Source organism: Bacillus sp. ISL-45 (genome assembly GCF_018613195.1).
In the GTDB taxonomy this organism is placed as follows: Bacteria; Bacillota; Bacilli; order Bacillales; family Cytobacillaceae; genus Mesobacillus.
The window spans coordinates 92799-112081 of sequence record NZ_JAGGQQ010000019.1 but is presented as its reverse complement, the minus strand read 5'-3'; the positions used below and the strand labels follow the sequence as shown (position 1 = coordinate 112081).

The following is a 19283-nucleotide window of genomic DNA, read 5'->3' as shown; positions in this document are numbered from 1 at the left end:
ATGTTTAAGGGCATTTAGTCCCAATAATAATTATTTTTTTATCCAAAAATCTGGGCAGCAATTCCGAATAATGTATTGTTTCTAGGCGGCATTTCAGCAGAATGAATCACCATTACTGGTGGTTGACTCACTTGTTTAAATCCTCGTTGCTCCAAAAATAACATAAACTCTTCATTGCCTGAAGGCACATCAATCCTTAAATTTCCTTGGTGCCTAGAGGCTAATCTATCTACTAATAAAGCAGCTGTTTGAGAATCAGGTGCTACGATAGGTCCTAATATTAGATTAATTGGTCCTAAAATAGATATTCCAAAACCAATAATGTTCGCTTGGTTATCTCTAACTACTAAGCATTTTTCTGATTGATTAATTCTATTTTGAAGAAATTTGCTTCTTTTATCTCCAAATGCAGCCTTATCTAACTTTAAAATTTCTTTAAGATCATTACTATTGAACTCTTCAATAGTAACACTACCGCTTTTGCTAAATGGTTTATAGTCATCACAAAGAAACTTATGAACACAATCGACAGTTATAAAGCCCATTTTTTCATAAAGGGGTCTACCTTCTTCAGTTGCAATTAACATAATTGAAGTGTTGCTTAAAGTAAAATCTATACACTTTTGAGTTGCATCTTTCCCTAAACCCATTCCCCTATACTCTTTATGAACAATTACCATACCAATCGAAGCTAACTTAGTATCATATGGAATTAATGCAGCACTAGAAACAATTTTCCCCTCAAAATTTTTATGGCCGAATATTTTACCAGACAATAACACTGTTCCAATCTCATATTCATTATAATCCCACCCGACTGATGCTGATAACTCTATTAAACCCTTGATATCATTCTTATGAAATTGCACTAATTCTAATTCCGACTTTTTCAATATAGCCATGGCAGATTTCCCCTTTGTACCTTGATCTAATCACATTTTGATATCTTCTAGTTTATTTAACTATCCTTCTTCGTTCAATAAGGAATTAAGCTTTTCTGTTTATGATATGTTTAGAGTCTCCCCTGTTTTGTTCTTTCGACTTTTGCTTTTTTAACCCATTAATCTCTTTTTTCAATTCCTTTATTAAACGTGAGTCGTCTATGCCTTTTGTAACGGCTGTTTTAATAATTAGATAAAAAATAAATAAAAAAATAATGCCGTATAGTAATTCCATACTAAGCCCCCTTAACATTTCCCATCCTTATTTAGCACTTTATCTTCTACATTACTGCATCTTTAGTTAGATAAAAGTTTTATTTACATTCATATTCCATTTCAAGAAATTCAAAGGAGCTACCATTTGTATCTTGCTTAAAAGTCTTTTTATCAATAAAGCCAACTTTTCTATATAATTTAATTACCCTTTGATTAAAAGCTGCCACTGATTAGATGATTTTTTCAGGTCTAAATTCTGATTGAATAAAGTCCATACATTCTCTTATAAACCCTGTTCCCCCGCCTTTCCCGGTTAGATCGGGTCTCATTCCAAGTCCAATATCACAAGTTTTATCTGAAATTTTTATAACACTTAAGAACCCGACCAATTCATTTCTTACTGTAACAGCGTATTTAGAAGTTCCTCTTTTTTGGGGATTTAAGAATTCAGCTAAATCTTCTTCATCAGCTTCCATATCATAAAAAGAATATTCTCCGTCATAATGCCAATTAAATGCAATATTTTCAGCTTGCTCTTGTATCAAAAAATTAAATTTATAAGCCAATTTATATCACCTTAATATCTTTAAAATTTTCAACTCCTTCTCTCACTATCCTGCCACGTTCGCTAATAACAAATTTCATATAAATGATGCTAGCAAAAAAATGAGACTAATCCATACACATAGAGGTGAATAGAAGGCGGTATCTCGTTTTGCAAATCTTGTATGTTTGATTTTCTTAAAAAAACCTATATATTTTCCTTCACCAATAGCACGTAACAAGAAAACAAGTCCTCCAGCTATACAAAGCCATTTTGTAAGGGGGGAGGATTTGATGGCTATGAACCAATCTATTTGAACTAATAGAAGTACAGATGCAAAAAAGCAAAGAAATCCGATAAAAAGTGTACCTAACATTCTTGGTTGTAAAACTGGTAATTTACTGTCATCTCTAGTCGGAAGAGCCGAATTTACTCCCCAACTTCCTCCAAATGCCCAAAAAAAGTGTAACATACCAATAAATACAAATATTAGAGACGTTATTGCTATTAAAATCTTAATCAATTTACCACCTCTTTTGTATGTTAGCATTCTCCGAATTAAAAATGGACAGATCATTAGTGTATTATTTATCCAGCATTTTAGCACTATACCCACAATTTCATTCATTCTTTATCTAATTAAACTATTTCTTTAGTTCAACAAAAAAAGCTGCCTTTTGAGAGAAAATCTTAAAGGGAATCGTACGGTTTTTTTCAGTAAGAATGGACAGATCTTAACTCACGGCCAACCAAATTAGAGGATACAGGCTGTAGTTCCAATTCTCTTGCCCAAACTGAAAGCTGACCGATATGATGAATTTCGTGTGCAATAATATGGTGAAGTATATCATTCACAGTGTATCTTGCTTCATCCCAGGGTACACTGACACTCAGTTCCTTTAAGTCAGAAAGATCTACTTTTAAAAAATCAGCTATTTCAATACGTAATTGATCTGAAAGAGACTTAACCTTTTCAAGTGTATAATAATCAGCAAACTGAAAAACTACATCCTCTTTCCCCTGGATACCACGAATCCAACTATATTCCACATCAATTATATGAAAGAGTGTGTATAAAATATTTCTTACTCCTCCTTTACGATCCATTAATAGCTCTTCAATTGTTACTTGATCACACCAGTCAAACCACTCATCTCTTACCTGCCAGTTATATTCAAAGAATTTAATCATTGTACACACCCCAAATTCAGCTTAATAAAATATATTCTATTTAAAGACAACCATTACCTTCTGAACCTGTTTCGTTATTTCAATATCAAAAATGCCGCTCTTGAATGGCAGCACAATTAGGAACGCAACCTATAGCAGAGTGCAATTAATTCCACAGTGACATTAATATCTCCTTTTGATGAACTAGCCTACATAAAAGGGGTGTTATTCAGCACTTGATCAACCCTTTTGTATAAATACCAATGTTTAACTTTAATACTTTCAAGTTGTATTCAATCATTCTGTTCCAAAGTTCGGTTTTTTTCGAAGGTTAGTGGCCTGTTCAAAGGCATATGCCAATTTAATTAATTTCCCTTCACTGTAAGCTGTTCCTGCAAAGGTAATTCCAAAAGGCCGGCCGTTTTGCTTATATCCAGCAGGTATGGCAATGGATGGATACCCTGCCTTCGCACTAATTGTTGAACCTATATAAGAAGGAAAAAGAATTGAATCTAGATTGTATTTTCCCAAAGCAAGATCGATACCTTGATCCTGGGAAAAATACAGGTCTTCCAATTTGTTTAATATATAATCGGGATTCCTTAATGTATTTGGAAAAGAGACTCTTTGATCCAATTTATCCTGGCCATATTTTAATGCTTTTTCCTTGTTGTTTTGATTATATTGAATTAAATCTTTAATTGAATGAATAGGTAAGTTTGTTGGGAGTTGTGAAAGAAAATTATCTAAACTGTGTTTCAGTTCGTAGAGACTTACTCCCCACTTCCATTCCATATGAAAGGAAGGTATTTCTATCTCTTCTATAATGCCTCCCTGATTTTTAATAACTTGTATAGCTTTTTGAAACAAGGCCTCATCATACTCATCCGAAGTTAGAAAGTCATTGGATGGATTTTTAACTATGCCGATCCTGGCTCCTTTTAGGCCCTCGGAATCAAGGAATAAAGAATAGTCCTGCTCTATCCTTCCTTCACTTTTAAAGGTAGCAGCATCTTCCTTATCTATACCAGCCAGAACCCCGAGCAAAAGGGCTGCATCCGTAACATTCCTTGCCATTGGCCCAGCAGTATCTTGAGAATATGTAAAAGGAATAATACCGCTTCTGCTAATTAAACCTACGGTTGGTTTGATTCCCACCACTGAATTTTGTATAGCAGGACTAAGAATTGAAGCATCTGTTTCTGTACCTACGGATAAAACCGTAAAATTAGCAGCAACTGCCACAGCAGAACCAGAACTAGACCCGCCCACAAAAAGGTCAGGGTCTCCATAAGGGTTTAATACTTGCCCTCCTCTCGAGCAATACCCAGCCCACATTGTTGAAGACATTGCATTAGCTAATTCAGTCATATTCGTCTTACCTAAAATAACCGCACCTGCTTCACGGAGCTTTTCAGCAAGAAACGCATCTTTTTCCGCAATATATTGCTCCAATGCAATCGTACCTGCACTTGTATGCATAGAATCCGAAGTTTCAATATTATCTTTTAATAGGACAGGAATTCCATGCAACGGTCCTCTAACACCCTTAGTGTTTCTTTCGTGATCAAGGGCTTCGGCTAAAAAGATAGCGTCAGGATTTATTTCAAGAACGGAATTGATTATTGGTCCGTCCTGGTCATATTTCGCAATCCGATACAAATAGTACATTACTAATCCTTTTGAAGTTATGAACCCACTTTCCATGGCACTTTGAATCTCATTAATCGTTAATTCTTCCCTATAAAACTCATTAAAACTAATAGTCATAATAATGCCCCTTATTAAATTGCAAATTTACATTATTTTAACACTTTTATAAATATTTGGGTGCTATTTCATTAAACCATTTTTATACTAACTTGCCTATTAGTTAAATAAGGAATGAATTAAAAAGGTGCCTCAAACCTCATGGCTGAACGCACCTTTTATTGGAACAAAAAAGTATGAAAGGTTTAAGTTAATTCTTAATTCCCTTAACTGCAACTGTATGATACCCTCTTGAATCTGGACCTCTGACAAAAGATATGTCCCTAAATCCTGCCTTCTCCATATACGGAATTACTTGATTTTCTGTAATACCTCTAATGCCTTCCCAGGTTTTGTCTTCTTTCCCGTCAGAAAAAGTGAGAATTACTATTCCTTTTGGCTTTAGAACCTTAAATATTTCTGATAAGGTCGTAGCTATATCAGTCCAGAAATAAATAGTTTGGATACTAAAGACCGTATTAAAATTTTCATTATGAAAGGGCAACTTATTAAAATTCGCTTGTACTAGTTTTACTCTCTTCTCGTTTATTGCCTTTTTGTTTCTAATTCTTGCTGATCGAATAATTGTTGGAGAAATGTCCAAACCGACTATTTCTTCAGCTAAATTCCTTTCAAAAATCAATTTAATTGCATATCCTGCCCCACACCCTAACTCTAAAATCCTATCCCCTTTTTGAATATTCATTAGCTCTAATGACCAATTTGTTTCAGTCTTGTGCTGCCTTACCATCTTTTCACCAATATATGCACCTATAATTCCTCTTGGCGTTTTATAATGACTATCAATAAATTCTCTAATTATTTTGAAAAAACCCATGGTAACTCCCCTCGAAAAGTTCTAATCCCTTTTAATTCAATAAATGTAAGATTCATTGAGTTATAACCTTCTGAACAAACCTTATTAATTCCGTTTTAATGATTAATATCAGCCTTTTTCACTTCTATTATAAAAAACAACCCATTTCCTCTCTACTTTGCTATGTAATTTGTTTGGACAGAGTTACATAATCTAGGATCTGAAAGTAATGCTGTTAACCGGCTTAAATATAAATAGTGCTAATTGCTTTGCAACGATTCAGGTTCTTGCATATACTAATCAATTACGCTGTGGATAATGGGAAATCCTTCTTCAACTTGACTGCACCTTTCGTGCAAATACGAAAAAAGCCGCCTGATTTGGCAGCTAGTCAAACTTTAAACTCACTTTACCTTTTTTACTGAAAAGGAAGATATGAAATCATTGATACTCCTATAAACTTTATCTGGTTGGACATTGAAATCGATTGTCTGATAATTTGGCAGCCAATGTACTCCCACTGTAAGTACATTCGCTTTTTTACCAGCCATAATATCAGCGTCGCTATCTCCCAGGAAAACAGCCTCACTTGGTAAAACGCCTAGATTTTCCAATGCCTTATAGATTCCTTCTGGGTGAGGTTTTGGAAATTCTACGTCATCGCCCGTAATGATTACATCAAAAAAGTTATGTAACCCAAGATACTCTAAGGATATATCGAGACTTCTTCTTGCTTTTCCGGTCACTATCCCAAGTTTATACCCGTTTGTTCTTAGCAGTCTAAGTAAAGTGTTAATATCCTCATTATTCTGAACAACATTTTTATGTCGTTCGCTATAAATTTCATAATACAACTCAATGGCCTCATCATAATTATTATTCTTAAGGTTTTCGCGGATAATGCCAGTCTCTGACGGTCCGAACATTGCCTTAATTTCCTCCGATGTAACCTCTCGATTATCAAATTTCTTAAAGACAGATTCAAATGCCAGGAAACACACCGGTAACGTATCAGCAAGCGTACCATCAAAGTCAAAAATTACTGCTTTAATAATAATCACATCCTCTTTCTTTTCCGATACATTACCTTTTCTACACTATGTAATAATTTTCCTTCTTAAGCATTGCTGGACTGTATGTTTCAATAAGGAGTTCAAAAAAAAGGCGGGTAATCCTTCCTGGATCAACTAAACCCGTTAGCTTTAGAATGAAAAGTAATTTTTATTGGTTAACACCATTATTTAAACCCATAGTCTTTGAACCTTCACTAATTCCTTTTCATTGAATTCCATTCTATATATATCAGGCTTTGATGTGCAATGTAAAAAGTTTAAGTCATAAGCGGTATCGAAATATCCCATCATCAAGGTCATAACAGCTCCGTGAGTACCTATCAGTATTTTCTTATCTCTATAAGTTTCTAAAAGTTCTGTTAAGACTTTGATAGCTCTTTTTTGACAATCGGCATTTGATTCTCCTCCCTCTAAAGAGAAATTTGATTCAGAAAATGACTTTTCCAAAAGCGGTACCAATTCTTTATCAGAAAGACGATTGCCATCGGAAGAAAATTCCCTCTCTTTTAAATCTTCAAACACTAAAACTTCTTTTCCTATTTGTTGAGCTAAACTTTCAACAGTTAAAATTGAGCGTATGTATGGACTTGAAACAACTACATCAATTTCTTCATTTTTCAATATGTCAGTTACTCTCTGAGTATCTAAATACCCTTGTTCGGTTAACCCTCTTGTTCTTTCATTTCCTTCTGTTGGCGATTCACCATGTCTCACCATATAAACAAAGGTACTCATAATATTAACTCCCCCAACAAGTTCCTTTTTTTCAACAATCCTGCTGGATTAGCTCAATGAAATCAAAAAAAAGGCGGTTAATTCTTTCTGAATCAACGCACGTTATGTTTAAGTGCACTTTTTCACGACTATTGCTGAATTACTGAAATCCTTCCCGTTTGTCCAGCATGGTACTCTTAGATTAATTAGTAAAAACTCAATTGTATTTTCGTTAAGCTTTCCTCAATAGAATTTCCTTTATTTTCTTGCAACTCTTTCTCAAACTCATCCAACGGAATAATAATGTTCTCGCCCCCCACCATAGCTAAAGGGCCAAAGTTTGGATGATAGAAAAATTGCACTGCTTTTATATCTTCCATCAATTCTCTCTGGGATAGAAAATACAATATGCTAACAGCTTCGCGGGTTAATACTTCCTTATAACTCAAATTAATACCACTTATGGTATGGACATCTGTAAAACTAATTTGCAATAGTTTATTCCCGCTTGAGTGAGAAAATCTTAGCAGCGTTCTTCGATCATCTTCTAATAAATCATTAATGAAGTCTTTATCAATGGTCCATTCTCCAACATCATCTATCTTATATTTACCTTGATAAACGAAATTCAAATCATCACTTATCTGTTGTACACTTGTATATTTCTCACCTTCTAAAGTCACTGAATGAAACCATAATCTAATATCCTGGTAATTCCATGCAAAATAAAGAAGCAGTATGACAAATAACATTAGTAAAGCATTTCGTTTGCTTACGGTAATTTTTCCATCTTTTATCGAAATCACCTTTTATAGGCCCCTTTGAAGTTATTTAATATGTTTATAGCACAATTACAAGATTGACTACCATTTTCCAATTAAAAAGAGCAAGATGAACCAGATCGCTTTCGACAGCAATTTTTAAAGGGAGGACCCGTATATTCAATAAGTAAGGATAGATTTTAACTCTCTGCCAGCCAAATTAGATGATACAGATCGCAGAATTTTATAAAAAGAGCGTTTATCCTCCTGGAAAAACTCTCCCGTTATTTCTTAATAAGGTAATTCGTTGCCCTCTTTATCAAAATATTTGAAATCAGCTTGACTCATTAAATCAGGTTCTACACCGTGAAATAAAAATGCTTTCATATCTTTCTTATCCATCGTGATCAATTTAGCCTCAAGACTTCCAAAATGCACTTTATCTACTTCTTTTGTGGCAAATCCGACTATGTAATCATCCTTGCCTGAGACCATTCCCGCATTACTTTGATCAATATTTCCAACACCAATTATTTCATCAAAACGCCAGCCCTGTTTATTCTCTTTTATCTTTGCTGCGGCTAAGTAGTTCTTAGGCGTTTCACCTGCTTCTGAATAGTAAAAAACATACGCAACACGATCGTAGAGCTTTGTATCAATGATTTCCAAAACATCAATTGTGGGATTTTTAACATTACTTAATGCTTCTTCCGGTGTTGAAAAAGAATTATTCTTTTTACTATTCTCTAAATATAAAAAAGCGGACGCCACTATTATTACAATAAGTGCAATACCAAATTGTATTCTTCTCATCGTTTCCCCCTTCAGTGTTTATAAGGTTTCTTGCATTTAAAATTTAAAGTTACTGTCTCTTCCCAAATAAAGCTTTACGGCATTTTTTTCAATAAGGAGTTCAAAAAGAAAGGCCGTTAATCATCTCAGCACCAGGTTATTGACCAAGGATGCTTTTTTTATCGAAAGGACTCGGCTGTTTCAACCATTATTTCCTTGGTTCCGTTTTCTTCTGAATAGGATGTCAAGATGTAATGATAATCGCCATCCGTCCAATGAATCGAAGCTCCAGGTCCTTCTATAAAGAAACCGTCGTTACCGTTAACGGTCACTTCGTATCCCTCGAAATGGTATTCCACTGGCGGTGGTTGAATAGTCAATGAAAACTGCATTCCTCCCTCTTCCCCTTTGAAGATCACCTCGTTAATATTTGTTTCGTGAGGAGGGGAAACTCGTTCGTAACTTACTATGGTCACTGGAAATTTCGTCGGAAGCTTTGGGGCGATCCCTTCTTCTTTTAATTCTTTTTTAAGTGCCGTATGATCAAACTTTTCGTCATTTTGACTGCAACCCATTATAATAAATGGAACTAATAAAAATAACATATATACTATCCTTTTCATGAACTTTCCCCCTTTAATTAACTACGTTTTATTTAAGTAAACGTTTCATTTTAATCAAAAAGGTTAACGCTTTTTTCTCTAAATTGATTAAAAATTAACTCCCTTGTCAGGAAAAGGAATCACTTCACCGTTGTTTATTTCCTGAATTCAAATTCATCCATACGAATAAACTAGAAATAATAAAGACAAGAAAGCTCGATATAAAAAATCCACTTGCATAAGATGGGATTCTTTCCTCCGGTACTCTGTCATTTATCTCAATGGCAAAAAAATATACTCCAATGCCATCGCCATCAACATTTGTTCCAAGAGACCTTAAATCTAACCCTTTGTTAAATAATAATGCTGCAAATAAAAATAGAATAACTGCGATGATCCAGCGTCTAACCGTATTCATTACCCCACTCCTTATCATCACTTGGTACTTTGCCATATAAATCATCAACTTATAAAGTTAAGTCCTGCTTAAGCAATCATATACTTTTACAACTATTTAATAGATTTGATAGTAACTCTGGTCGTCTTTTATGTATAAAAACATCCTCTATAGGCACCACTGCATACCACGAACGTTCACTTCTTCCAGTTAAGACGGGGTTATCATAGCTCAAATGAATTCTTAATCGTTTATTGATCTTTATAGATTCAGATAACTCCCTATAAACCTTATCCATTCTGTCATGATCAAACACGCCTTCAATGGCGATCTTTCCATGAATCTCGCTCCACCAGGCTAAAAAGAACTTCACACTTTCTGAGTATCCGAATGCACCTGCTTCATTTTTATAAAACAACTTTTGATATAATTCATTGTCCAGATGAAATACTCCATTGTGATCATACATATGATCCTGGGAATTCTTATCGACAGCTACCTTCCAGACTTCAGTAAAAGTTTCTTCGAATTCTCCCTCTAAAAGTCCCCACGTTGAACTATTCACATAAGGAAATAACAGTCTTTCTCCTTCTGTATTTTTGCTGTTTAGATAAATGTTTTGGATCATTATTAAGTAATTTAATGAATAGGGTGCATTTATTTCCATCTCGAATCCAGTAGGTAATTCATTTTTAGTATCGTGCATCATTCCATTTCCCTCCAAATCTTTGAAATGCACTATAGTTTTTAGAGAGCGCTGCCACCTGTTTTAGACATGATCATCATAGGTGCTCCAACAAAAGAGGAGATTAGTTTTCTAAAAACATATCTTCTCCTGAACTTCCAAACATCCAAACCGTATTTTTGCTATAAACGATTGGCCCTCGCTCCTGTTTACGTCCCTCCTTATTCATTCTATTCCAGGCAGATAGATTCCTTTATTTTCCTAACCCCGTAATTTGTAACTGAAAGTTGAGGTTGTGTTTATTTTCATCGGTTATGATGTTCATTGTTCAGGGCTCATTCTGTAATTTTGATTTCTCAGGAAAGAGTGCTGAAGTTCGACTCATTTCAGTAAAGAACATAGGGGGCCATATTCATGAAGAAAATGCTTTTTTCCATCACGGACTGGGTTTCAACGAAACGCGGGATGTGGATTACCATTATTGCCTGGCTGGTGCTGATGCTTGGCTTAAGCGCAGGCCCGCAACTTAGCAATTACAAAATAAACAACTTTCAATCACTGCCGGATGAAGCAAAGTCCATCATCGCGCAGCAAAAAACGGAGGAATTTTTCCCGAAGGAACAGGGAACTCCAGGTATTCTCGTTTTCCATAACGAGAACGGGGACATTAATCTTGATGAAGTGAATCAAATTCTTGATGGAATCATTTCAGAAAATATCGAAGGAATAAGAAACATCGTAGACACACGTTCCCTTCCGCCGCAGGCGCTAAGTGGGTTTATCTCCGAGGACCAAACAACGATGATTGTCCCGATGGAACTTGAACAAGGGTTAGGCAATGATGAGTATGCTGAAATCAATGATAAAGCAACTGAAATTGGCACAGGTATTGCTGACAAGCTAGAAAGTACAGCTTTCTATATAACAGGTCCTGCCGGGATTTCTGGTGATACAATTAAGCTTTTTGAGCGGGCAGATTTCGTGCTGTTACTAGCAACGGTCGGCATCATCCTTGTCCTGCTGATTGTGATCTATCGCTCGCCATTGTTGGCGATCATTCCATTATTGGCGACGGCCATTGTCTATCAGGTCGTGAACCAGAGTGTGGCGCTTTTGGGGGCAGGCGGACTGGAAATCAATAACCAGACAACCTCAATTATGAGTATCCTGCTTTTCGCGGCCGTTATTGATTATTCTTTATTTGTATTCTCACGTTTCCGCGAAGAACTGAACCATTATGAGAATAAATTTGATGCCATGAAGCATGCAATGCGTGCGACAGGTGAACCGGTCTTTTTTGCAGGAGGAACGGTATTGGCAGCGATGCTTGTGCTGCTGTTTGCAGATTTCCGCGATTATCAAAACTTTGCCCCGATTTTCGGAACAGCTATGTTCTTCATCATGCTCGCTTCGGTGACACTTGTGCCTGCATTATTCACTTTATTCGGACGAAAGGCTTTCTGGCCGAAGGTGCCTAAGTATGGTGTTGAAACAGAGGTCAAGCATGGTGTTTGGGGACCGATTGCCAGATTCGTTGTCAACAAACCCGGGCTTTCCGGCGGTCTGGTCGCGATTTTCCTGTTTGTTTCAGCTCTGAACGTATTCAATCTGGAATATGAATTCGATATGGTGAAAAGCTTCCCAGAAGATTTGCCTTCACGAGTTGGCTATGAAATAGTGGAACGGAGATATGACAAAGGTGAGCTAGCTCCTACTACACTTTTGATAGTAGCTGATAACTCGTTAACTGAAGAAGATGCTATCGAAATCACCGAGAAGCTGAAGGATGATGAGGAAATCGCATCTGTCCGCTTTTCGGGAATAACGGAAAACAATGAAGCTGCCAAGTTCAGCATCGCCCTCGCCATGAATCCATACTCGGTAGAGGCGATGGATTATATAGAGGATTTGCAGGAAAAAACACCAGAAATTCTTGACGATTTAGGTTTGGATGCTGAGGCTTACTATAGCGGAGTCACACCTAAGCTGGTAGATGAGCGTGAATACAATAATGGCGACATTATCAAAATCGTACTGCTGGAAACGGCCCTTATTCTTGGATTGCTCGTTGTTCTGACTCGACGCTTGAAGATGCCAATCTATATGATGGGAACAATCCTGCTTTCCTACGTATCCGCTTTAGGTCTCGGAATATTCCTGATCGACGTGCTGTTTGGGTATGATGCCATCAGCACCCGTGTGCCGGTCTATGCATTCATTTTCCTCGTCGCACTCGGAATCGATTATAATATAATTTTAGCGTCCCGCTTTATTGAGGAATGTCAAAACCATAAAGTGAAGGAAGCACTGGAAATCGCGATTCGAAATACAGGCGGTGTTATTTCATCCGCAGGGATCATTTTGGCGGCAACATTTGCAGCCCTGACGACGATGCCAATCGCCGACCTGTTCATTTTCGGATTCATGGTAGCGATCGGGATCCTGATCGACACCTTCCTTGTCCGCGGCATGCTGCTGCCGGCCTTGATTCTTTTCTTTGAAAAAGACAAGCAAAACAGTCCGGAGATTCATTAAGGAATGGAGAGGGCCTCCTCTCTTATTCCCTTTTTAGGAGGCTTGAAAAAATGAGAATTTTGGTTGTCGATGATGATCTGAATATCCAAAGACTCGTGACCATCCATTTAACCCAGGAAGGATATCAGGTTTTCAAAGCCAATGATGCTGAGGAAGCTTTATCCCTGCTTGAAAAACAAAATGTGGACCTGGCGATTGTTGATGTGATGATGCCAGGGATGAACGGGTTCGAGCTGACAAAAATCCTGACTGATGACTGGGAAATTCCTGTCATCCTCCTTACTGCAAAAGGCCAGTTAAGCGATAAAGAAGAAGGATTCCTGTCGGGCGGCGAGGACTATATTGTTAAACCGTTCGAAGTAAAGGAGCTTTTATTCAGAGTGGCCGTTGTCCTCCGGAGGATGCAGAGGGTCATCGATTCGCTTATCCAGGCTGGGAATATGAAAATTGACCGCAACAGCTTTGAAGTGGAAATCAATCAAGAAACGATTCTTTTTCCTCTGAAGGAGTTCGAGCTGTTGAGCATCCTCGCCTCACGGATCAATAAAACCACTCCCCGCGCGTCATTGATTGAACAGGCCTGGGGAGCTGACTATGAGGGCAGTGAGCAAACGCTGAACACCCATATCAACCGGATTCGGGAACGGCTGAAAAAGCATCAAGCTACAGTTGAAATCCAGACCATCCGTGGAATTGGTTACAGACTCGAGGAATTGAAATGAAAACTTTGTACCGGAAATTCATCATCGCAACCCTTCTCATCCTAGGGATCAGTATCGTGATCGCCTTCATACTGGCCAATTGGGTCTATATGACCTCAACCAGAGAAAGGATTGACTCACAGAACGTAAGGGTTGCCGAAGAGGTCGCATCAAGTCTTGAGCAAATGCACTCAACATCCCATTTAAGTTTTACGGCTTATCTCGATTCGATCAGCAAACTGGGGTACCAACTTTATGTGCTAAGTGAATCAGGCGAGGAGTTCTTCTTTGGAGAACCTTTTTCGAAAAAGAACCTGCCAGATGAGGCAGTAAATGTGGTTGAAAATAAGGAAATCTACCATGGAATGGACAATTCAAACTCTCCATGGATGATGATGAGCCATTTTTCCAATCAACTGGATAATACCGTTGGGGTCCCCTTTACGATTGGAGAGGAGGACTATGGCTTGTACCTGAGACCAAATAACAAATTGTTATTTTCCGACGTCCATGTTATTTTCGCCTGGTTTTTCGTCGCGGTTTCAATCGTCAGTATCAGCGGTGTCATTTGGTTTGCCAAACACCTGATCCAGCCGATCACCAAGCTCACAGAAGCCACCAGGGAAATCACCAGGGAAAACTTTAACTACCCATTGAATATCCACCGAAGCGATGAAATCGGCCAGCTTGCCGAAAGCTTCAGCAGAATGCAGGTTCAATTGCAGCATAATGATGAAGCGCGGAAATCCTTCATCAATAATGTATCGCATGATTTTCAGTCACCATTGATGAATATCCAGGGATATGCAGAGCTGTTAAAAACCCAGGCGCTCGATGAGGAGCACCTCGAGTATGTCGATATCATTGACCAGGAATCGAAACGGCTGTCCAATTTAACGAAGCAGCTTCTGCTTCTTACCTCACTGGACCAAAAATCATATCCCATGAAGCTGGGCGTCACAAGGATTGACACACAAATCAAGGATACGGTCAGAAGGCATCAATGGCGGCTAGAGGAAAAGGAGATTGAAATCTCCTATCTTCTTCCCCCGGCCCCGATTCTCGCTGACCCGGAACTTTTAATGACGGTCTGGGACAACCTGCTTACGAATGCTATTAAATACAATCAAACTGGCGGCAGTATTTTTATTCAAATTTTCGGAAACGACGATTCTGCCACGGTCACCTTCAAGGACACCGGAATCGGCATGAACAAGGAGCAAGCTTCAAAAATCTTCGAACGCTTTTACCGTGTCGATGCGGCGCGAAAGAAAGACGGAACCGGGTTGGGCCTGTCGATTGTTAAACATATCATTGAATTACACAATGGAAAAATTGAAGTGGAGAGCGAGATTCAAAAAGGCACGACTTTTACGATAAAGCTCCCTAAAGAAAAACAGACGGAGGAATAAAAAAATGGAACAAACTTGGAGTATTCGGCTTATACGATTTGCAGCGATTTTCGGACTCATCGGAACATTCATGGGCTCACATATGGCGGGTGCCGGCGACTATGCCATGCGCCCGATCCACGCCCACATCCTGTTAGTCGGCTGGCTATCCGTATTCGCCTGGGGAATTTTTTACAAAAACTATCAAATCAAATCTAAAAAACTAGTAGCCATTCATTCTATCACCGGGATGATCGGTTCTCTTGGGCTAACGATTGGAATGTGGATGTACAATATCAACCCATTCAACCTCGGTGATACATTGGTGATGGTCCTATTCATCGTAGGCGGATCATTGCTGCTGATTGCGTTTATCCTGTTTGTGGTGGTTACCTTCTTTATTGAGAGGTAAAAGAAAACCATTTAGATTTAGGATTGAAATTCTGTACAATTAATGTAACAGAGCATCCGGCTGCTACCGGAGACTTAATGTATAGCAAGCTGCTTGACGTGCAGCAGCCAAATATGGATAAGAAATGGTCTACTCAAACATTGTGGATTGCAGGGTAGATCATTTTTTTATTTGAAGAAGTACCTAATGCGCCGACGGCAATGACTAAAGTAGCAAAATTAATCATTATGTCCATTGCTTCGTCCGTAACCTTCAGCGGACCCCCTTTCCTAAGAAAGTGAGGAATGGGTGCTCCCACCCCGCATTTGCTGTACATAGATAAGTATATCAGTGGAATGTATGTTCGTATATTTTATAGTATGATTTGGGACAAGGAGAATTAAATAGATTCGAACCCTCTTCTGCTTTTTCCGTACACTTGCTTCTGACAACTTCCTGTCCTGGACCTGGGCCAGTAATTTTGTCCGAACTTACCCTTACTTCGGACAACTGTTGCTTGATTGCCTTCAATTTTGTCCAAACCTGCCACTACTTCGGACAAAATCTTACGTTTATACCGCTATTTTGTCCGAAGTCACCTCGGTTTCTGACAGCTTTTCGCTTCTGCCCTTCCATCTTGTCTGAAGATGCACCCTCTTCGGACAACTTCCTGTCCTGGTACGGTAATTTTGTCCGAACTTACCCTTACTTCGGACAACTTTTGCTTGGTTGCCTTCAATTTTGTCCGAACCTGCCACTACTTCGGGCAAAATCTTGCGTTTATACCGTAATTTTGTCCGTAGTCACCTCGATTTCTGACAGCTTTTCGCTTCTGCCCTTCCATCTTGTCTGAAGATGCACCTTCTTCGGACAAGTTCTTGCTCATTTACCTACAATTCCCTAAATAGTCACCTAAACCCTGCTGCTCAACTGCTTCCCAATAAACTTCTTAAATGCCTTCATCGGTTTTCTTTGTGAAGTACTCCTCCACTTTACATATTCCAACGCAAGAATACAGAGGATGAGCCAGATGCTTCCTGCCAGATAGCCGGCGATGACGTCGCTTGGATAATGGGCTCCCAGATAAATCCTGCTGATCCCGATGAACATAATCAGCACACCACATATGTACAGCGCGACCCCCTTGATTCTTTTTCGAAGGCTGGAACGAAACAGTAAGTAACTCAGAAATCCGTAAAAAATTAAAGACCCCATTGCGTGGCCGCTCGGAAAGCTGTAGCCGATCGCGTCAATGGTTTCATCGATTGAAGGTCGTTCCCTTCTATAATAGTATTTCAAAAGTTTGGTCAGGAGGCCTCCCCCGCCTATGCCGATAATGAAAAAGAGGATGCTCCATTTGTCTCTCTTTTTAAACCATAGGAATGAAATGATCATGATCGAAAAAATGGTCAGGAACCAGACGGAACCCAACTCGGTGAAGATAAACAAGATCATATCTAACACATTATTTTCTATATGATAAAGGAATTGAATAATGCTTTCATCGAATTTTTTAACCTCGGATTCCAGCAATTCTTCCGCCAGCTCGGCAAATAAGTAAAGAAAAGCAATCGATGTTCCTAAACCTGCAGCAACCAAAAGGATCGGAAGGATCACGTTTTTTGCCTTTGTTTTGTTTGCAATCATATAGCCAGAACCCCTTCCATTACAAACTACATAATAGAAGTTCCCCTCTTGTATTTACGACAAACAAAATACAGCAGCGATTATCGTCTGAAGTAAGTTCGATATATTGGTACCTTCCTTGAACAGACCCTTGCAAGCAGTTTGGAAAAGTAAAGCACAAAAAAATGCCCGGGTCCATATACTTTGGTCCCAAGCATCTTAATATCAGTCCATATAGAAGCTGGAAACTTTTCACTAGCTATCGGGGGAAGATACATAAAAGAAAGGCCGTATGGATATATACATACGGCCTTTGAATCGATCTATAAATGATTTTTTCTCCTTATTAATTCATCTCGATCGGATGCCATTGGAGGCTGTTCCAGCCAGCCATTTTTTATCATTATATTAGCTCCATCTTCAGAATACATCTGAACTTCCATTGATAACCTGTTATACATCGCCCCAATATCACCTCTGGGACTTTGACTGGTGGCTGTACCGTAATAGCCTACGCTCAAAGAAATCAAACCAGATGTAAAAAACATCATAAGTTTATCAGAAAATGTATGCGATGTACTATTTGTTATTTCTGAATCCCAGCCCATTGGTGCAGGAAGTTTACTTTCCTCTAACTTAGCTCTAAATAATTTTATATGTTTATTGCCAATTTCTAATCCTTTTAAAAAGAATTGTTTTACATCCTTATTTTGCGCAACCTGACTAAATCCAGTAAGAGTTGCCACCCCCAATGCATTTCTTTGGAGATTAGCATATAAATGATCTACTTCAGCAGCTATTAATGGCCTTTTCTCGCCAAACACATCTAATATAAACCATTGCTTTTTCACAAATTCAACTTTTTCTAAATTAGGCAAACTGGGAGACCTGATAAACAATCCTTTTGACAATAATAAATCGGTTGATTTTTTATATAAATTCATCGTTTCGGTAAGGCAATCCATATAATAGGTTTTGATGTCGTCTCTTACAGATGTAGATAGACTGCCAGCATAGGATGTAAGTCCAACCTTAGCCATTTGGTGTAGAAAATTAAGGACATAACTGTCTGAATAAAGCCTGGGGGCAGTCAAGTCAACATCCTCTTTTATACTATATCCATATGGCACAACATTTTTTTCCTCTGTTAAAATCGCTGTGATTTTTTGAATATGTAATTGAGATAACCCTAAAGCAAATTTAATGAGAGGCTTAATTTCTTCATCCTCAGCTTTTTCTAAAAAATACGACAGAATACATATACTTGCGCTATCATTCAAGTATTGAATCCAAAGTTGAGCAATCTCACCTGCTGTTAGCCTGATCTGGTTTCCCTTTCCCTCCATAAGTAACCTCCAAAAAAGATATACTAAAAATACCTTCCCCATAAATAACCTATAGTATGTATAAGTTGCATTAATAACCAACCGTTCAGAATAAGAGCTGTGTTTTCTAAAGTTCATAATACTTCTATGGATATTTTATTCAAATGAAAGGTGAACTCAGTTTAGAGCGCACCTTTCTCTTTGAGTTTAATTCATCAACTTTTCAGTTAATTCACCATCATTCAAGTATTGAATATGAGTGATTTTGCCTTCCTCATTGAATTTGGCTCGGCCTGTAACCTCAGCAGAATTCTGACCGCTGTCTTCCTTTCCGTACAATACGGTCACTTTAAAATTATAAGTATCTTCATCCTTTTCAACACTTACTTTATCAACCTTTATTTGCTTATCGTTATTATGAGCGACATGGACATAATGGTAAGCTAAGGTTGCAATGAAGCTATTGTACCTCTCTTCTGTAAAATAAGGTTTATAGCGTTTTTCATAATATTGTTCAAGTTTTTCTATGTTGTCCGATCCTTCAATAAATTCTGGATTAGGTCCTGTGAACTGATGCTCTAAAACTGTCTTGATAGCACTGATGTTTGGATCTTGTGTTGTTGACTTAACAGGTGAAGAGCAGCCAGCGACGAACAAAACAACCCCGGATAAAAGAAGTGACAACACGATTCTAGAAATTTTGATATCAAACACCTCCATAATCCTAATACGAACAAATATGTAAAAATGTTCCGGTTAGATAAAAGTTTTCCGAAATAAAAAAAAGACCAAATCTAATGTGTGAGAGATGGTCTTTTTACATCAGGAGTCCGGTAGATGTACTCTTTTCCCC

At 38.0% G+C, this 19283-nt stretch carries 21 protein-coding genes and 1 pseudogene; 4 read left to right on the top strand and 18 right to left on the bottom strand.

Annotated elements, in window-relative coordinates; all coding sequences use genetic code 11:
• Positions 1-38 precede the first annotated feature (38 nt).
• The 14 genes and pseudogenes from J7E35_RS19705 to J7E35_RS19640 form a co-directional block, all read right to left on the bottom strand.
• Positions 39-902, bottom strand: coding sequence for a GNAT family N-acetyltransferase (locus tag J7E35_RS19705; RefSeq protein ID WP_214782905.1), 864 nt, complete (start codon positions 900-902; stop codon positions 39-41).
• An 85-nt stretch (positions 903-987) separates the two neighbouring features.
• On the bottom strand, positions 988-1176 hold the full coding sequence (locus J7E35_RS19700) for a hypothetical protein (RefSeq protein ID WP_214782902.1): 189 nt from the start codon (positions 1174-1176) through the stop codon (positions 988-990).
• A gap of 79 nt (positions 1177-1255) precedes the next feature.
• Positions 1256-1723 (bottom strand): annotated as a pseudogene (locus tag J7E35_RS19695) (GNAT family N-acetyltransferase).
• A 75-nt stretch (positions 1724-1798) separates the two neighbouring features.
• Positions 1799-2224, bottom strand: coding sequence for a DUF3995 domain-containing protein (locus J7E35_RS19690; protein WP_214782899.1), 426 nt, complete (start codon positions 2222-2224; stop codon positions 1799-1801).
• A 191-nt stretch (positions 2225-2415) separates the two neighbouring features.
• Entirely contained in the window at positions 2416-2892 is a 477-nt protein-coding gene (locus J7E35_RS19685) for a DinB family protein (RefSeq protein WP_214782896.1), read from the bottom strand.
• Between the two features lie 276 nt (positions 2893-3168).
• On the bottom strand, positions 3169-4641 hold the full coding sequence (locus J7E35_RS19680; RefSeq protein WP_214782893.1) for an amidase family protein: 1473 nt from the start codon (positions 4639-4641) through the stop codon (positions 3169-3171).
• Positions 4642-4831: 190 nt separating this feature from the next.
• Positions 4832-5458, bottom strand: coding sequence for a class I SAM-dependent methyltransferase (locus J7E35_RS19675; RefSeq protein WP_214782890.1), 627 nt, complete (start codon positions 5456-5458; stop codon positions 4832-4834).
• Between the two features lie 383 nt (positions 5459-5841).
• On the bottom strand, positions 5842-6492 hold the full coding sequence (locus J7E35_RS19670) for an HAD family hydrolase (protein WP_214783624.1): 651 nt from the start codon (positions 6490-6492) through the stop codon (positions 5842-5844).
• A gap of 186 nt (positions 6493-6678) precedes the next feature.
• Positions 6679-7245 carry a histidine phosphatase family protein gene (locus J7E35_RS19665; protein WP_214782887.1) on the bottom strand — a complete coding sequence of 189 codons (567 nt, stop codon included), beginning with the start codon at positions 7243-7245 and terminating at the stop codon, positions 6679-6681.
• Between the two features lie 185 nt (positions 7246-7430).
• Entirely contained in the window at positions 7431-8030 is a 600-nt protein-coding gene (locus J7E35_RS19660; RefSeq protein WP_214782884.1) for a hypothetical protein, read from the bottom strand.
• Between the two features lie 246 nt (positions 8031-8276).
• Positions 8277-8798, bottom strand: a complete 522-nt coding sequence (locus J7E35_RS19655) for a hypothetical protein (RefSeq protein WP_214782881.1) — start codon at positions 8796-8798, stop codon at positions 8277-8279.
• 158 nt (positions 8799-8956) lie between these two features.
• Positions 8957-9400: a hypothetical protein gene (locus J7E35_RS19650; protein ID WP_214782878.1), complete on the bottom strand. Its 444-nt coding sequence runs from the start codon at positions 9398-9400 to the stop codon at positions 8957-8959.
• 124 nt (positions 9401-9524) lie between these two features.
• Positions 9525-9797 carry a hypothetical protein gene (locus tag J7E35_RS19645; RefSeq protein ID WP_214782875.1) on the bottom strand — a complete coding sequence of 91 codons (273 nt, stop codon included), beginning with the start codon at positions 9795-9797 and terminating at the stop codon, positions 9525-9527.
• Between the two features lie 76 nt (positions 9798-9873).
• Positions 9874-10485: a group-specific protein gene (locus J7E35_RS19640; protein ID WP_214782872.1), complete on the bottom strand. Its 612-nt coding sequence runs from the start codon at positions 10483-10485 to the stop codon at positions 9874-9876.
• Positions 10486-10875: 390 nt separating this feature from the next.
• Between J7E35_RS19640 and J7E35_RS19635 the strand changes: the two genes are divergently transcribed.
• Genes J7E35_RS19635 through J7E35_RS19620 form a run of 4 tightly spaced genes read left to right on the top strand, consistent with a single transcriptional unit; the run spans position 10876 to position 15500 of the window.
• Positions 10876-12996: an MMPL family transporter gene (locus tag J7E35_RS19635; RefSeq protein WP_214782870.1), complete on the top strand. Its 2121-nt coding sequence runs from the start codon at positions 10876-10878 to the stop codon at positions 12994-12996.
• A 50-nt stretch (positions 12997-13046) separates the two neighbouring features.
• A complete protein-coding gene (locus tag J7E35_RS19630; protein WP_214782867.1) occupies positions 13047-13718 on the top strand; it encodes a response regulator transcription factor in 672 nt (223 codons plus the stop codon).
• The gene (locus J7E35_RS19625) at positions 13715-15109 is read left to right on the top strand and encodes a sensor histidine kinase (protein ID WP_214782864.1); all 1395 of its coding nucleotides are present in this window, start codon (positions 13715-13717) and stop codon (positions 15107-15109) included. The genes J7E35_RS19630 and J7E35_RS19625 overlap by 4 nt, the downstream gene beginning before the upstream one ends.
• Positions 15110-15113: 4 nt before the next feature.
• Positions 15114-15500 carry a hypothetical protein gene (locus J7E35_RS19620; protein ID WP_214782861.1) on the top strand — a complete coding sequence of 129 codons (387 nt, stop codon included), beginning with the start codon at positions 15114-15116 and terminating at the stop codon, positions 15498-15500.
• Positions 15501-16236: 736 nt separating this feature from the next.
• On the opposite strand, the gene J7E35_RS23595 is transcribed toward J7E35_RS19620, so the two are convergent.
• The 4 genes from J7E35_RS23595 to J7E35_RS19605 all read right to left on the bottom strand — a co-directional run bounded on the left by J7E35_RS23595 (position 16237) and on the right by J7E35_RS19605 (position 19144).
• Positions 16237-16365: a hypothetical protein gene (locus J7E35_RS23595; protein WP_285290819.1), complete on the bottom strand. Its 129-nt coding sequence runs from the start codon at positions 16363-16365 to the stop codon at positions 16237-16239.
• A gap of 26 nt (positions 16366-16391) precedes the next feature.
• The gene (locus tag J7E35_RS19615) at positions 16392-17126 is read right to left on the bottom strand and encodes a phosphatase PAP2 family protein (protein WP_214782858.1); all 735 of its coding nucleotides are present in this window, start codon (positions 17124-17126) and stop codon (positions 16392-16394) included.
• A gap of 302 nt (positions 17127-17428) precedes the next feature.
• On the bottom strand, positions 17429-18451 hold the full coding sequence (locus J7E35_RS19610; RefSeq protein ID WP_214782856.1) for a DUF3231 family protein: 1023 nt from the start codon (positions 18449-18451) through the stop codon (positions 17429-17431).
• 186 nt (positions 18452-18637) lie between these two features.
• Positions 18638-19144 (bottom strand): hypothetical protein, encoded by a 507-nt coding sequence (locus tag J7E35_RS19605; protein ID WP_214782852.1) that lies wholly within the window; start codon positions 19142-19144, stop codon positions 18638-18640.
• Positions 19145-19283 lie beyond the last annotated feature (139 nt).